The 13,109-nt window shown below is 62.7% G+C and carries 15 protein-coding genes and 1 pseudogene; 6 read left to right on the forward strand and 10 right to left on the reverse strand.

Going from position 1 to position 13,109, the window contains the following annotated elements; translation table 11 throughout:
- Positions 1-277: 277 nt before the first annotated feature.
- Genes B0G81_RS35190 through B0G81_RS35195 form a run of 3 tightly spaced genes read left to right on the forward strand, consistent with a single transcriptional unit; the run spans position 278 to position 1,108 of the window.
- On the forward strand, positions 278-484 hold the full coding sequence (locus B0G81_RS35190; RefSeq protein WP_106281325.1) for a hypothetical protein: 207 nt from the start codon (positions 278-280) through the stop codon (positions 482-484).
- Positions 485-524: 40 nt separating this feature from the next.
- Positions 525-683 carry a hypothetical protein gene (locus B0G81_RS43935; RefSeq protein ID WP_158608150.1) on the forward strand — a complete coding sequence of 53 codons (159 nt, stop codon included), beginning with the start codon at positions 525-527 and terminating at the stop codon, positions 681-683.
- A gap of 17 nt (positions 684-700) precedes the next feature.
- Positions 701-1,108: a DUF2784 domain-containing protein gene (locus tag B0G81_RS35195; protein ID WP_106281327.1), complete on the forward strand. Its 408-nt coding sequence runs from the start codon at positions 701-703 to the stop codon at positions 1,106-1,108.
- A 34-nt stretch (positions 1,109-1,142) separates the two neighbouring features.
- Here B0G81_RS35195 and B0G81_RS35200 read toward each other — a convergent pair whose 3' ends face one another.
- On the reverse strand, positions 1,143-1,646 hold the full coding sequence (locus B0G81_RS35200) for a DUF3455 domain-containing protein (RefSeq protein WP_134142003.1): 504 nt from the start codon (positions 1,644-1,646) through the stop codon (positions 1,143-1,145).
- Between the two features lie 387 nt (positions 1,647-2,033).
- On the opposite strand from B0G81_RS35200, the gene B0G81_RS35205 reads away from it, so the two are divergent.
- Positions 2,034-2,483 (forward strand): ester cyclase, encoded by a 450-nt coding sequence (locus tag B0G81_RS35205; protein WP_106281331.1) that lies wholly within the window; start codon positions 2,034-2,036, stop codon positions 2,481-2,483.
- Between the two features lie 134 nt (positions 2,484-2,617).
- Here the strand turns inward: B0G81_RS35205 and B0G81_RS35210 are convergent, their stop codons facing one another.
- The 6 genes from B0G81_RS35210 to B0G81_RS35235 all read right to left on the reverse strand — a co-directional run bounded on the left by B0G81_RS35210 (position 2,618) and on the right by B0G81_RS35235 (position 8,266).
- A complete protein-coding gene (locus B0G81_RS35210) occupies positions 2,618-3,298 on the reverse strand; it encodes a hypothetical protein (protein WP_134142005.1) in 681 nt (226 codons plus the stop codon).
- Positions 3,295-4,701, reverse strand: a complete 1,407-nt coding sequence (locus B0G81_RS35215) for a selenium-binding protein SBP56-related protein (RefSeq protein WP_134142007.1) — start codon at positions 4,699-4,701, stop codon at positions 3,295-3,297. Before B0G81_RS35215 ends, B0G81_RS35210 begins: the two co-directional genes overlap by 4 nt.
- 308 nt (positions 4,702-5,009) lie before the next feature.
- A complete protein-coding gene (locus B0G81_RS35220; protein ID WP_134142009.1) occupies positions 5,010-5,888 on the reverse strand; it encodes an ABC transporter permease in 879 nt (292 codons plus the stop codon).
- Positions 5,885-6,715, reverse strand: coding sequence for an ABC transporter ATP-binding protein (locus B0G81_RS35225; protein ID WP_134142011.1), 831 nt, complete (start codon positions 6,713-6,715; stop codon positions 5,885-5,887). The genes B0G81_RS35220 and B0G81_RS35225 overlap by 4 nt, the downstream gene beginning before the upstream one ends.
- A 70-nt stretch (positions 6,716-6,785) precedes the next feature.
- On the reverse strand, positions 6,786-7,838 hold the full coding sequence (locus tag B0G81_RS35230; protein WP_134142013.1) for an ABC transporter substrate-binding protein: 1,053 nt from the start codon (positions 7,836-7,838) through the stop codon (positions 6,786-6,788).
- A gap of 47 nt (positions 7,839-7,885) precedes the next feature.
- Entirely contained in the window at positions 7,886-8,266 is a 381-nt protein-coding gene (locus tag B0G81_RS35235; RefSeq protein ID WP_243856698.1) for a TauD/TfdA family dioxygenase, read from the reverse strand.
- On the opposite strand from B0G81_RS35235, the pseudogene B0G81_RS35240 reads away from it, so the two are divergent.
- Both B0G81_RS35240 and B0G81_RS35245 read left to right on the forward strand, forming a co-directional pair.
- A pseudogene (locus tag B0G81_RS35240) lies at positions 8,192-8,377 on the forward strand (TauD/TfdA family dioxygenase); the annotation flags it as partial. The gene B0G81_RS35235 and the pseudogene B0G81_RS35240 sit on opposite strands and share 75 nt — an antisense overlap.
- A gap of 102 nt (positions 8,378-8,479) precedes the next feature.
- On the forward strand, positions 8,480-10,033 hold the full coding sequence (locus B0G81_RS35245) for a phospholipase D family protein (protein ID WP_134142015.1): 1,554 nt from the start codon (positions 8,480-8,482) through the stop codon (positions 10,031-10,033).
- Between the two features lie 81 nt (positions 10,034-10,114).
- Here B0G81_RS35245 and B0G81_RS35250 read toward each other — a convergent pair whose 3' ends face one another.
- The 3 genes from B0G81_RS35250 to B0G81_RS35260 form a co-directional block, all read right to left on the reverse strand.
- Positions 10,115-10,945 (reverse strand): polysaccharide deacetylase family protein, encoded by an 831-nt coding sequence (locus B0G81_RS35250; protein ID WP_134142017.1) that lies wholly within the window; start codon positions 10,943-10,945, stop codon positions 10,115-10,117.
- A complete protein-coding gene (locus B0G81_RS35255) occupies positions 10,942-12,057 on the reverse strand; it encodes a glycosyltransferase family 4 protein (RefSeq protein WP_134142020.1) in 1,116 nt (371 codons plus the stop codon). Before B0G81_RS35255 ends, B0G81_RS35250 begins: the two co-directional genes overlap by 4 nt.
- A gap of 413 nt (positions 12,058-12,470) precedes the next feature.
- A complete protein-coding gene (locus tag B0G81_RS35260) occupies positions 12,471-13,088 on the reverse strand; it encodes a DJ-1/PfpI family protein (protein ID WP_134142022.1) in 618 nt (205 codons plus the stop codon).
- Positions 13,089-13,109: the final 21 nt, after the last annotated feature.

Genomic DNA, 13,109 nt, shown 5'->3' on the forward strand with positions numbered 1-13,109 from the left:
GGTGTATGGAAGCGCTGCCAGGCTATTCGTCAGGACAGATGTCGCACGCATTAAGTATGCGCTGACGAACCCATGACGCAAAGCGGATCGAAAAAAGCCTTTCCCACATGTTGATCTTTCGCTGGCCTGAGCATTAAGATGAGCACCTCGGCGCGCGACATGCCGTGCAGATGCACAATGACATCGCGCAGCCGACACCCCGAATTGATCCTGCTCGCAACACGAGGTCAACGGATCAGGTTCCCAGCCAGGCAGCAAGCTCAGCCAGGAGACAACGATGCTCAGTCCACACGAATTCGCGACCCTTATGTTGCTCAAGGATGCACCGGATCTGCTGAGTCTGGACGGTGCCGATCTGGAAGCGCTTCTGGAGCGCCAACTCGTCACGCTGGAAGACCTCGCTTCCGGGCAGCAACGCCCGCTCATTACCGCTGACGGACAGATATTTCTGAAGGCCGCCGCTCGTATCCCGAACGACGAATGACACGTATCGCTTGATCAGTTTCACAGTCAAGGAGTGTTGCATGGCCGAATCAGCGGCGGGAATCGTCGTGGGTCTATGCGGGTTGGGCGTCGCCATGCTACTGGTCGCCGGACATTATTGGCGCGAGATGAGCAGGCGCCGCCAACTCAGGCGAATGGACCATCGCGACTGCTGGGAAGTGATGCGGCACCGGCGCTGAAGACGCGCTAGCCGATCATGATCGGGCTGGCCGATGCGGTGCTTGTCGTGCACGCGCTGCTGGCGTTGTTCATCGTGTGCGGGTTCGTCGCGATCTGGCTGGGCTCGGCCCTTGGCTGGAAGTGGGTACGCCAGCGGCTTTTCCGGCTCGTTCATCTGTCAGCGATCGTTATCGTCGCCACGCTGTCGCTGCTGGGTATCGCTTGCCCGTTGACGACGCTCGAGGACTGGCTGCGTACGGGTTCGCTGGATGGGCAAGGAATCGCGCAAGGCTTCATCCAGCGTTGGGTGAGTCGCCTGCTCTACTACGATTTGCCGGGCTGGGTGTTCACGCTTCTATACGTCGCTTTCGGTCTGGTGGTGTTGCTGACCTGGCGGCTGATTCCTCCTGCGAACTCAGCCCGCTCGAAAACAACGCGCCAATGATCCGCCTCGCGCACACGATATCCGTCGCCGCTTGCTACTTGAAAAAAGTATAAGTGGCGATGTAAGGCGAACTGCCCGTCGCATGTTCGACGGTGCATGGCGCGGTCGGCGCAACGCCGCCTGCGGTCATCGTGCGTTGCACGTAACGCACGTCGCTCAACATGCCTTTCGCGCCCGTGGAACGTGCTTCCAGCAACAGCTGGGGCACGCCGTTCGGCGCTTCGCTCGGCATCTGCGCGAGAACACGACCCACGATCCGGCTGCCGTCGCGGGCTTCCCACGAGGGTCCCGCCAAATGCTCGATCACCGCGTTCCCGGCCGTGTCGAACAAGGTTGCGCGCGGACTGCGGAACACCCAGCCGAGCGCGTGATTCGCATCGTATTCGCACGAGTAAATCTGCACGCCGGATGCGGTCGTGCTCAGGAGCGCGCGCCCATCGGGTGGGTCGATCGGCGCGGCGCCGGCCGACGTGGCGACCACGGCCGACAGCCATATAACGCTGATCGAATGGCGGGTTCTGCGTGACAAACGAATCATGGCGATGCTCCTTCTGACTCGAAACGGTGAAAGCCTGTGACTGGCTCGCCTCTCTTCAAACACTCGGCGTGACGTCGACGGGAACCGCCGGCGGTTCAGGCGGCGCAGGTTTCGGCTGAGCTCGAAACGCGCGTTGACGAACCTGTCGTTGTGCAGGCGACCGGTTCATCCGGGCTGCCGATACAACGCTTCACCATGGCGATCTATTCCACGCCGCTTTGAAATCTGTTCGCGCGGCCATCGGCGAAACGCGCGCTCGGCAACCGAGTTCGACGCGAGTATTGCAGCAAGAAACGGAAGGCGGCCGACTGCCCGCGCCCATATTGTTCATCACAGAGGGCAGCGATGGCGTTCCCTCGTTCAACCACATTCAATGAGGAATTCACCATGTCCAGGGAAGATGACAACAAGGCCGTAGTGGGCCGCTGGTTTACCGACTTCTGGGGCAAGACCTGCAACCTCGACATCGTCGACGAACTCGCCGCGCCCGACATGCTTCTTCAATACTCACTGCACGAACCGCGCCGTGGCCGCGAGGACATCAAGGCTTTCATGAGCGGCTTTCGCGAAGCATTCCCGGACCTCAACTTCTGGGGCGCCGCCGATCTCATCGCCGAGGGGGACTATGTCGTCGGCCGTTGGGAAGGTGGCGGCACACATACGGGTCCGGCGTTCCGCGACTTCCTCATCGGATCGTTGCCTGCAGCGACTGGCCGGACCATGCGCTTTACCGGCACGACCGTGTTACGGCTCAAAGACGGCATGATCGTCGAAGAAATCGGACTCGACGACGGCGTCACCGCCCTGCGGCAACTCGGGCTCATCAAACCGGCGTGATCGACGACGCGGTGCTTCTGGTATCGCTCAACGTCGCCATATGCACCTGACGATACAACGGGCCGGTACGCGCCGGCCCGTTGTGTTGGAAGTTAGACAAAGGGTCTGCCAGCAGAAACCCACACACGGGCCGCTCACACCTCGCCGACTACCGCCGCGTTGAGCACCAGCGAGAGCGCGCCAACCAGAACAAGACTCAACGCCCACACCGCATCCAGATTGAACCAGCTCCGCGATACGAACTTCAACCCGAGGTAACGATAGACCAGCCAGGCCAGAAAACCACCGGCAACCATCATCGCGCAGGCATGGACACCTGAGACGAGCAGCGCCATGCCGAGATTCGCTTCGATCAGCGTTTGCGCGGCTCGGTGCCCTTGATCCATTTGATAAGCGCTACACAGTCCGAGGTAGATCGGTACGAGCATCAGTCCGGCGCCGTGCGCAATGGCAACGGCGAACGACCACAGCGTGAGCCGTGACGGCGGAATTCGCACGAGGACACGCGGATGGCGTCGCCGGATCAGCAGAAACACGCCGAAGCCGATCACGAGCAGACTGGCGCCGACCTGTATCGCGCGTTGCCAGGCGAGCAGGACGGTCAGCATGGCGAACGGCAGCATCACCAGTAACACGGCCAGCACGTGCCCGACCGCGAGATAGACGAGCGCGCCGAACAACGCCCGTGCGCGCCGCTCCATCAGACCGCTCGACACGGCGAGTGGCCATCCCATTGCCGGGTTGATCCCGTGATAGAGACCGCTCGCCAGTATGGCCAGCCACAAGCCGGTCTGCGACCAGCCTCCCCCAATCAAACGCCCACCGACGGGTAACAGAACGAATCGGTCGAACAGTCTCCACCTTCGAGCCGGATCTGATGAGCGCGGTAGCCCTCCGGAAACGTCACCCAATAGTCGTCGGCCAACGCGAGGCCGCCGCCGGGTTCGGCTCGCGCCATGACCTGCGCCGCCGGCACGCCGTCCGGGTAGAACTGGTTGTCCCACGTCGAATAGAGCGAGTTGGTCCAGTAGACACGCTTGCCGTCGCGGCTGATCTCCACCATCTGCGGACCGCCCGCGAAGTTCTTGCCGTTCGTATGAGGCGTGCGCCGTGCGATCCCGCCGATATGAACTGATCCGGTGAGCTTCGGCTTGCGGGGTTCCGTCACGTCGTACTGGCGCATCTCGCCGGTGCCCCAGCAGGCGACGTAGAGGAATTTGTCGTCGATGGAAAGGTCGATGTCCGTGACGAGCGGCGGCACCGCACCGAAACCCTGCAGCAACGGCGGCAACTGTTCGGTGGCGGCGGGCTCGGGCGGAATGGTGGCGGTCTTCTCGATATGAAACTCGCCACCTTCGCGCCACCAGGTCCAGATCGAGCCTTCCAGATTCGTCGTATCGACCACCACGCCGATAAAACCGTACTCGCGGCTCGGATCGTGCGCGGGCCGCACTTCGAGCGCCATCTGATGGTTCGCGCCGAGATCGAGCGTCTGCACGTTGCGCCGGCCCCGCAGATCCCAGAAGTGGATCCGGTGCCCGTATTTGTTCGACAGCAGATCTTCGGGGACGATGCCGTTCTCGAACTGCGGCGGCAATGCCCATTCGCTCGACACCATATAGTCGCGCGGCAGGTTCCACCAGAAATCGTAGTGCTTCTCCTGCGAGCCGCGATCGATCTCCCAGCGGCCCAGCACCTCGAACGTTTCGCAGTCCATGATGAAGATGCCCGGTGGCCCGTCGGTGCCATCTTCCCCTGCACCGCCCAGCGTGCTGACGTAAATCCCTTCCGGCCCGCAGTGAACGGTATGCGGACGCGAGTAGCCGGTTTTGCGGAAAATCTCCTCGGGCTCGATGATCTTGTGAATCTTCGCCTGGGTCGGATGCGGATGGGTATCGACGATGTAGATGCGTGATGAACGCATACCCGGAATGATCAGATAGCGCCGTTCGAGGAACGCGTGGCCAGTCAGCGGCGAAAGCGACGACGAGCAGGCATTCCAGCCGAAATGATGGAACTCGTCCCCCTTATACGGCACCGGCACGGTGTGAACCACCTGGCTGTAGGTGGGCGAGCCGGGTTTCACGTCGATCACGGCGAGCGAGTCGGGCTGCGAGAAGTCGGGGCTGAGAAGCACCGTGTACGCGTATTCTTCCGCGGGCGCATCCATTGCGAGTTTCGGTGACGCATGAAAGGTGGGATCTGGGCGCATACCCATGGCGAGCTCTCCTTGTCTAACCGGTTCGGGGTCAGGGCGTTCGTGTATTCACCGTCACCGACGGGCCGCACGCCTCGTTACGAAACATCGTGCTCAATGAGATGCACGGCCCGTTGGCGGCGGACCGTGCGCAGCTTTAGGTTTGTAGTCCACGGCGGCAGCGCGAGCAACCGGGAGTTTTCGTCAACTTGCTTTGTGCGGCGCAGCGTGCGAGCTATGCAAGCGCCCTGCCGCACTATCGTACTCGTCAACGCGATGCGCCGCCGCTCGTCCCGTACGGCGTGCGCGTATGGCGCGCTGACGAGCCTTCAGTGCTGCACGCCCCAGCGCCGCACGGTTACGCGTTCGAGCGTATCGAACGCCAGGTGTTCGATCAGCAAGCCGATCACGATCACCGCGGCGAGGCCCGCGAAAACGCGGTCCGTATACAGCTCGTTGCGATTCTGGAAGATGTACCAGCCGAGGCCCCCGCTGCCTGAACTCGCGCCGAACACGAGTTCGGCGGCAATCAGGGTGCGCCAGGCAAACGCCCAACCCACCCGCAAGCCCGCCAGAATCGCCGGCAACGCCGCCGGCACCAGAATCAGCAGCACATGGCGCAGGCCGGTGAGCCCATAGTTGCGACCCGTCATGCGCAGCGTCGCCGGCACCGACTGAAAACCGGAATAGGTGTTCAGTGCGAGCGGCCAGAGTACCGAATGAACCAGCACGAACAGCAGGCTGCCGGTGCCGAGGCCGAACCACAGCAACGCGAGCGGCAACAGCGCGATGGACGGCAACGGGTTGAACATCGCCGTCAGCATCGACAGAACATCGCGGCCTAGGCGCGTCGACACCGCGAGCGACGTCAGCAAGAAGGCGAGCGCCGCGCCGAGCAGATAGCCGCGCAGCAGCACGGACATCGACACGGCGGTTTTTTGCAGCAGTTCGCCGGACCACACGCCTTGTACGAACGCACTGAACGTCGCGCCGAAGGTGGGCAGCAGCAGATCGTTGTCGATCGCGCGCGCGGCGATTTCCCAGATGCCGATCAACACCAGCGCAATCAGCGTCTTGCGCAACCAGCTCTGCGCGAAAATGCGCTTGCCGAGCGGCAGCGGCGCTTCGAGCACGAGTTCGCCGAGCGGTTCGAGCGGACGCTCGTACTCGTCGCGAACCGGCGGCAGCAAAGTGGCGGGAGAACTCATTGCCCAGCCTCCGTCTCTTCGAACAACAGGTGATGAATACGCGCGACGCTGCGCTGAAAATCGCTGCGTCCGAAACTGTCCTGCGAATATTGATGACTGTTGAGCTCGGCGCGCACACGCCCCGGATGCGGCGACAGCAACAGGATGCGATTGCCGACCACCAGCGCTTCTTCGATCGAATGCGTGACGAACAGCAGGGTGAAGTTCACTTCCTCCCACAGACGCAGCAGTTCTTCCTGCATCTTGCGGCGAGTCAGCGCGTCGAGCGCGGCGAAGGGTTCGTCCATCAGCAGCACGCGCGGTTGCATCGCCAGCGCGCGTGCAATCGCGACGCGCTGCTTCATGCCGCCCGACAACGTATGCGGATAAGCATTGGCAAACGACGCCAGCCCGACCTTCTCCAGATAGTGCAGCGCCCGCTCGTTGGCCTCGGCGCGCGAGAGCTTCTTCGCGACACGCAGCGGAAAGGCCACGTTCTGCAGCACGGTCTTCCACGGCGGCAACTGGTCGAACTCCTGGAACACGACAATGCGATCGGCGCCGGGGCCGCGCACAATCTGGCCGTCGAGCGAGATGCTGCCGGACATCGGTTCGATAAAGCCGGCCACCGCCTTGAGCAAGGTCGACTTGCCGCACCCGGACGGTCCCAGCAGCACGAAACGGTCGCCGCCGTAGACGTCGAAACTCACGTCGTGGGTCGCGCGCACAATCCGCTCACGCGTGCGGTATTCGAGGTTGACGTTTTCGACCGCGAGCAGTTTTTCGCTGGTCGCCCGCGCGGCTGCTTCAGTCTGCTGCGGAAACAGCACGGTAGGATTGGCCACCATCAGATCGCTCCCTGTAAGCCGACCACTCGGGCCGTTAAATGTCCGGCGATGCTCGCGTATGCCTTCATGATCAGCTTCCGGTGGCGGTCGCCGGGTCGTCGAAGAAATAATCCTTCCAGGACTTCGGTTCGTTCCTGATCACGCCGACGCGATGCATGAACTGCGCGAGCCCGAACGTGTTCTGCGGCGCGACCTTGAATTGCACCTGCGGATCCTTGATGACCTTCAGCAGCAGATTGCGGTCGATCTTCGACTGATTCGTGCGGATGTAGATATCGGCCGCGGCATCGGGATTCGCTGTGATAAAGCGCGCTGCGTCGGCCAGTGCGTCGACGAATGCGCGATACGTTTTCGGATTGTTGTCGCGGAATTTTTCCGTTGCGTACAGGACGGTGGCCGAACTCGGGCCGCCCAGCACATCGTAGGAATTCAGCACGATGTGCGCCTTCGGATTGCCCGCGAGTTCCTGCTCCTGGAACGGCGGGTTGCCGAAGTGGCCGGTGATTTCCGTGCCGCCCGCGATGATCGCCGCAGCCGCGTCCGGATGCGGCAAAGCCTGGGTGAACTTGTCGAGACGGTTGTAATCCTTGTCGCCCCAACGTTTCGCCGCCGCGTATTGCAGCACGCGCGATTGCACCGACACGTTGACGGCCGGCACCGCAATGCGGTCTTTCTCGGTGAAGTCGGCAATCGTCTTGACGTTGGGATTATTGCTGATCAGGTAATACGGCAGATTGCCGAGCGACGCCACACCCTTCACGTTCTGCTTGCCATGCGTGCGATCCCAGATGGTCAGCAAGGGGCCGACGCCCGCGCCGGCGATATCAACCGCGCCGGAAAGCAGCGCGTCGTTGACGGCGGCGCCGCCCGAGAGCTTCACCCAGTCGACCTTGATATCGAGTCCCTGCTTGCGCCCTTCCTTCTCGACGAACTGTTGATCGCGCGCCACGTTCAGCAGCAGATAGACGATGCCGAACTGCTCGGCCACGCGGATCTGCCCTTCGGCATGCGCGGGCACGGCTGCGCCGAGGCCGGCCACCGCCGTCGACAAAGTCAGCAACGTCGCGGTTAAACGGTGAGCGAAAGACGACCGCGCAGCGGTCGGGCGAAACATGGCGAGCATCGGAACTCCGGTCAGCGTGTGATGGTAATAAGCGGGTGACGTTGCCGTTAAAACGGCACGTCGCCTTCAATCGTCGTGCGATACAGTTTGCGGCGCAGATGATCCGGCGTGCCGGCCGCGAGATGCATCAACGAGCGGTTGTCCCAGAACACCATGTCGTGTTCGGCCCATTGATGCCGGTACAAATGTTCTGGCCGCACGCTATGCGCGAAGAGTTCATCGAGTAATTGCTTGCTCTCGTCTTCGGGCAAACCGATCACGCGGGTCGTGAAATGCTCGCTGACAAAGAGCGCCTTGCGCCCGGTCTCCGGATGCGTGCGCACGATCGGATGCACCACCGGCTTGACCTGCGCGTCGCGTTCTGGGGCAATCGGGCGACGGCACATCTTGCGCCCACGGATATTTTCGACCTCGAGTTCGACCGGCAACTGTATCGCACGACGCTCGTCGGCGACGTGCCGGTTGGCCCGGACGGCGTGCAATCGGTGGCGATCGAAGGCTCACCGGTCAGTGCCGACGCAGCGGTCGCGCTGAACTGAGACTGTGCTTGTGTCGAGGCGGCCGCGCGGTCCGTGCGCCGCGCTCGACGTGCCCCACGCTTGCGGCTATCTTACGGATACGCACGATCGAAGGGCACAACCATGGCGACGTTCCGCGGTCTCGTTGCAGTCTTGCTGATCACGCTGCTGTCCGCCTGCGCGAGCTTGCCGCCGCAAACAGGCCGTACCACGACGCACGCACTGACCGACACGGACAGCACGCGTCTCGCCACCGCCTTCATCCCGCAGGAGCGCGAGCATCCCGACGACAGCGCGTTCCATCTGCTGCCCAATGGCGTCGACGCCCTGCTCGCCCGCGTCGTGCTGGCTGAGACAGCCGAGCGCACGCTCGACCTGCAGTACTACATCTGGCACGACGATCTGACCGGCCGCCACCTCGCCAACGCGGTGCTCAAGGCCGCCGATCGCGGGGTCAGGGTTCGCGTTCTGCTGGACGATCTGGGCACGGGCGCCGACGACAAAGTGCTGCTCGCCATCAGCTCACACCCCAACATCGAAGTACGGCTCTTCAATCCGATCGCCAGCCGGAGCTTCAAGAAGCTGGGTACCGTGCTCGAATTCAGCCGGGTCAATCGGCGCATGCACAACAAAGCGCTGATCGCGGACAACCAGGCCGCGATTCTCGGCGGCCGCAATATCGGCGATGAATACTTCGGCGCATCCAGCGAGGTCGACTTCGGCGACCTCGACGTGCTGACCTTCGGGCCCGTGGTCCATAAGGTCTCGAATGCCTTCGACGAATTCTGGAACTCGGATGCCGCGTACCCGATCGCCAGCCTGACCGGACATGCGGCCGAGCCGGACGCGCTGCCGGCCTATCGCGCGAAGCTCACGGCGTTCGTCGCCGCCGAGCACGATTCGGCCTACGTCACGCAGGTGAGAGCACGCCTGCGCGACACGCTGCAAGCGCGCGACACCGACTTCTCCTGGGGCAAGGCGACGCTTCTCTACGACGATCCTGCCAAGATCACCCGTTCGCCGGACGACCCGCAGGGACATCTGCTATCGCAATTCAATGCATTGAGTATCGAGCCGGCGAAGGAAGTGCTGATCATCTCGCCGTACTTCGTGCCCGGCAAAAAGGGCGTGGCATGGATGCGCGCGCAGACGCGGCGCGGCGTGCGCGTCACGGTGCTGACGAATTCGCTCGCCGCCACCGACGTCGCCGCGGTTCACGCCGGATATCAGCGGTATCGCAAGGATCTGCTCGACGCCGGCGTGCATCTGTATGAATTGAAGCCTGCGCCGGATGAGGACGCCGGCGAGAAGAAGAAATCGATTCTGGGTTCGTCGAAAGCCTCGCTGCATGCGAAGACCTATGTGTTCGACAGGACCAGCATCTTCATCGGCTCGATGAATCTCGACCCTCGGTCGATCACGCTCAATACGGAAATCGGCGTGTACTGCGAAAGCGCCCCACTCGCCGCGCAAGTCGCGGACGGCGTCGAGCCGAAGCTGGATCAGCTTGCATGGCGGCTCGAAACCCGCACGAATGCGAACGGCACGAGCCGGATCGTCTGGATCGACACCGCGCCGGATGGCAAGGCCAGCGAACTCGACGAGCCCGGTGTGTCGCGCATGAAGCGCGTCGGCATCTGGTTTCTGGGTTTGTTGCCGATCGAGTCGCAACTGTGAAGAGGCCGCCCGGCATGGGGCGTCATAGCAACAGCGGGCCCAGGGAAAGAATCCTGCGGCGCAGAGCAAGACTCCAGCGCGTTACCGTTTGATCTTCAGATACGCGCGGCTGATCGCGGGCCGCGTATGCACCCACAACCGCGAGGCCAGCCACGAAGCCGGCCTGTCACGCACTTCGAGGCGAGTGATCGAGCGCGCCGCGCCATCGTCGCGTCCCGAATAGTTCGAACCCGCCTCGCACGTGTAAAAGTACCGGAAGCCGGCCGCAGCCGCGATGCGCCGATAGTCCTCGTCGTGGTATCCCTGCGGCCAGCACAGATGATCCGACACGGCGCCCAGTTTTTGCTCGAGCGTGGCACGTGCGCTGGCGAGATCGCGTGTCAGTCCGGCGCACTTTTCCTCTGCATTGGCGGACACCCGATCCCACCGCACGTGGCTATGCGTATGGCTGTGAAATTCGAACGTGCCGGCTTCACGCATCGCATCGATCTCCGACCAGCGGAGAATCGCGTGATCGGGTTCACCGTTTTCGATCGCCACCTCGCCCTCGCGATGATTGAGCAAAGCCGGCAGCGCGCCGCCCGAGCGCGCGTGCGCACGCACCGGCCCTTCGCCGATCCAGCTCGTCACCAGAAAGCACAACGCGGTCAATCCGTGAGCCTCGAGAATCGGATGCGCGTGCACCCAGTTGTCGAGATAGCCGTCGTCGAAGGTCAGCACGACGGCCTTCTTCGGCAAGGGCTCGCCCGCCAGATAGGCCGACAGCTGCGCGCTGCCGATGGTCGTATAGCCCGCGCCGGCCAGATACGCCATTTGCGCGGCAAAGTGTTCCGGCGAGACGGTGATCATGCCCGGCGAGGTGCTGATGTGGTGATACATCAGCACGGGCACCGCGCGCGCGAACTTCGTCATGCCGCCGCCCGCCCTTCACCGTAGTAAGCGCGCCCGGCATAGATGCCGCGCATGTAGCAATCGATGGTCTCGTTCGCCATGGCGTCCACCGTGAAGCGGCTGTCGGTCTTCAGACGCGCGGCGAGTCCCAGGCGCGCGCGCAGCGGCGCATCGTCGATCAGACGCGCGAGCGCGCCGCGCAGCGAATCGACGTCATGCGCCGGCACGAGCAGGCCATTCACGCCGTCGTCGATCAACTCGGGCACGCCGTCCACGCGCGTGCCGATCACCGGCAAACCCACCGCCATCGCTTCGATAAACGATTGACCAAGCGCTTCCTGATGCGTCGGCAAAACGAATAGATCGCAGCCGCGCAGCACGTTGGTCACGTCGGTGCGAAAGCCGAGCAAGTGAATGCGATGCGCGAGGCCCATGCCGTCGACAATCGCCTTGATTTTCTCGAACCACACGCCGTCCCCCGCCATCACGACGTGCAGATTGGAGCGCTCGGCCAGCATCGGCGCGACGGCTGCGATCAGATCCTCGTGGCCCTTCTTCTCGCGCACGATCGCCACCATGCCGGCGACCACCGCGTCGGCGTCCAGTCCGAGCTCATCGCGCAAGGTGGAGCGGCTCGCCGCTTCCGGCTTCAGGATGCCGTCGTAAATCGTCTCCACGCGGTCTTCCTGCACGCCCGCGGAGATCAGATAGTTCCGCACGTGATGACTGACCGCCACCACGCGATGGGGAATCCAGTTGTACGTGGCAAGCGACGTGATCGGCAACGCCAGATGCCTCGTGCGCACGATGAACGGTGTCCTCGCGAGCCGCCCGGCCATGCCGGCGACGAGGCTGTCATGGCCGCTGTGCGTATTCAGCACATCAAAGCGGCGACGCGCGAGCAGCGCGCGGATCGTGAGCATGGAGCGCAGATCGGCGCCGGCCCGCATACGCGCGTGATGCACGGCGAAGCCATCGGCACGCGCGCGCATGCCAAGACGCGCGTCTTCCGGACACACCAACTCGACGTGATGACCCAACGCCCGCAACGCGATCATCTCCTTGAGCGTGCGAACTTCCTGCCCTCCCCACCCCCGCGACGACTCGCTGTGGAGAACACTTAATGCTTTCATGCGCTGCTGACCTTCCGGACTCTTCCTGCGAACGACGAGCCGGTTTGTAATCGTTGGTAATATTTAGCCCGGACTGCTGCCAACCTGGGGGAAACGCTGTGTTTATGGGAGAAAGCGAATTAGAAGTTGCGCCGACCCGCTACGGATGACGTCCGTAGTAAACGAACTGGCATGACTTCTCGTTGACACGTAACTTTCAAGTTGTGGCTGGAGTATTTCGGTAGCTGCCGTTTTTGTAAATAGCCAAACATACCGATGCGGGCGGGTTGAATCGGCGCAAACGTTGTCGTGGAACGCGTGTTGGTTTTTGTGCAGTCCGCAGGCGGGGCGCCGCGGTCTGCAACGCGATTTAAATGGCGGGTTTCATACGAGGAATATTCAGGGGGAGCGCGTAGGCGGCTTACCTCGTTCGCTCATGCCGTCTTCAGGTTCGCTTCGAGGAACGGCGTGATATGCCCCATCGCGCGAGACACGTAGTCCTCTTTCTCCCCGACGGGCGCGACGTAATGCAGAGCGCTCGCCGCTGCATCGATACCCTCCAGCCGGGCAATGACCCAGGCAGCGAGATAAACCGCGGCCAGACACCCTCCGGCCGTCGCGATGTTTCCGCTGACGAAAATGGGCTGATTCAACACGGCGATACCGGCTTCCTGAACCCATGGTTTGGTCGTGAGATCGGTGCATGCCGACACGCCGGCGAGCAGCCCCAACTTCGCAAGAACCAGCGTGCCTGAACATTGCGCGCCCAGCAGCTGTCTGGATGGATCGAGCTGCAACTGCGCCATCAGCGCGGTATCGGCGACGACTTCGCGCGTGCGCACGCCGCTGCCCACGATCACCGCATCGGCACTGCATGCCTCTTGCAGCGTCGCCTGCGCTTCGATGACCAGGCCATTCATCGACTTGACTCGCGCGGTGGGACAGGCGATCGACACCCGCCAGCCCGGTTTCTTGACGCGATTGAGCACGTTGAGTGCGATGAGCGAGTCGAGTTCGTTGAAGCCTTCAAAGGTAAGAATGGCAATGTGCATGATGTCGTCCGTGAGCCGAGG

It is taken from the genome of Paraburkholderia sp. BL6665CI2N2 (genome assembly GCF_004366535.1).
GTDB lineage: Bacteria > Pseudomonadota > Gammaproteobacteria > Burkholderiales > Burkholderiaceae > Paraburkholderia.

Excerpts from the sequence above, each read along its gene's own strand:
- B0G81_RS35200 (WP_134142003.1), bottom strand. The coding sequence starts at position 1,646 with ATGATTCGTTTGTCACGCAGAACCCGCCATTCGATCAGCGTTATATGG.
- B0G81_RS35215 (WP_134142007.1), bottom strand. The coding sequence starts at position 4,701 with ATGGGTATGCGCCCAGATCCCACCTTTCATGCGTCACCGAAACTCGCA.
- B0G81_RS35190 (WP_106281325.1), top strand. The coding sequence starts at position 278 with ATGCTCAGTCCACACGAATTCGCGACCCTTATGTTGCTCAAGGATGCA.
- B0G81_RS35205 (WP_106281331.1), top strand. The coding sequence starts at position 2,034 with ATGTCCAGGGAAGATGACAACAAGGCCGTAGTGGGCCGCTGGTTTACC.
- B0G81_RS35225 (WP_134142011.1), bottom strand. The coding sequence starts at position 6,715 with ATGGTGGCCAATCCTACCGTGCTGTTTCCGCAGCAGACTGAAGCAGCC.
- B0G81_RS35255 (WP_134142020.1), bottom strand. The coding sequence starts at position 12,057 with ATGAAAGCATTAAGTGTTCTCCACAGCGAGTCGTCGCGGGGGTGGGGA.
- B0G81_RS35245 (WP_134142015.1), top strand. The coding sequence starts at position 8,480 with ATGGCGACGTTCCGCGGTCTCGTTGCAGTCTTGCTGATCACGCTGCTG.
- B0G81_RS35230 (WP_134142013.1), bottom strand. The coding sequence starts at position 7,838 with ATGCTCGCCATGTTTCGCCCGACCGCTGCGCGGTCGTCTTTCGCTCAC.
- B0G81_RS43935 (WP_158608150.1), top strand. The coding sequence starts at position 525 with ATGGCCGAATCAGCGGCGGGAATCGTCGTGGGTCTATGCGGGTTGGGC.
- B0G81_RS35250 (WP_134142017.1), bottom strand. The coding sequence starts at position 10,945 with ATGACGAAGTTCGCGCGCGCGGTGCCCGTGCTGATGTATCACCACATC.
- B0G81_RS35220 (WP_134142009.1), bottom strand. The coding sequence starts at position 5,888 with ATGAGTTCTCCCGCCACTTTGCTGCCGCCGGTTCGCGACGAGTACGAG.
- B0G81_RS35260 (WP_134142022.1), bottom strand. The coding sequence starts at position 13,088 with ATGCACATTGCCATTCTTACCTTTGAAGGCTTCAACGAACTCGACTCG.
- B0G81_RS35195 (WP_106281327.1), top strand. The coding sequence starts at position 701 with ATGATCGGGCTGGCCGATGCGGTGCTTGTCGTGCACGCGCTGCTGGCG.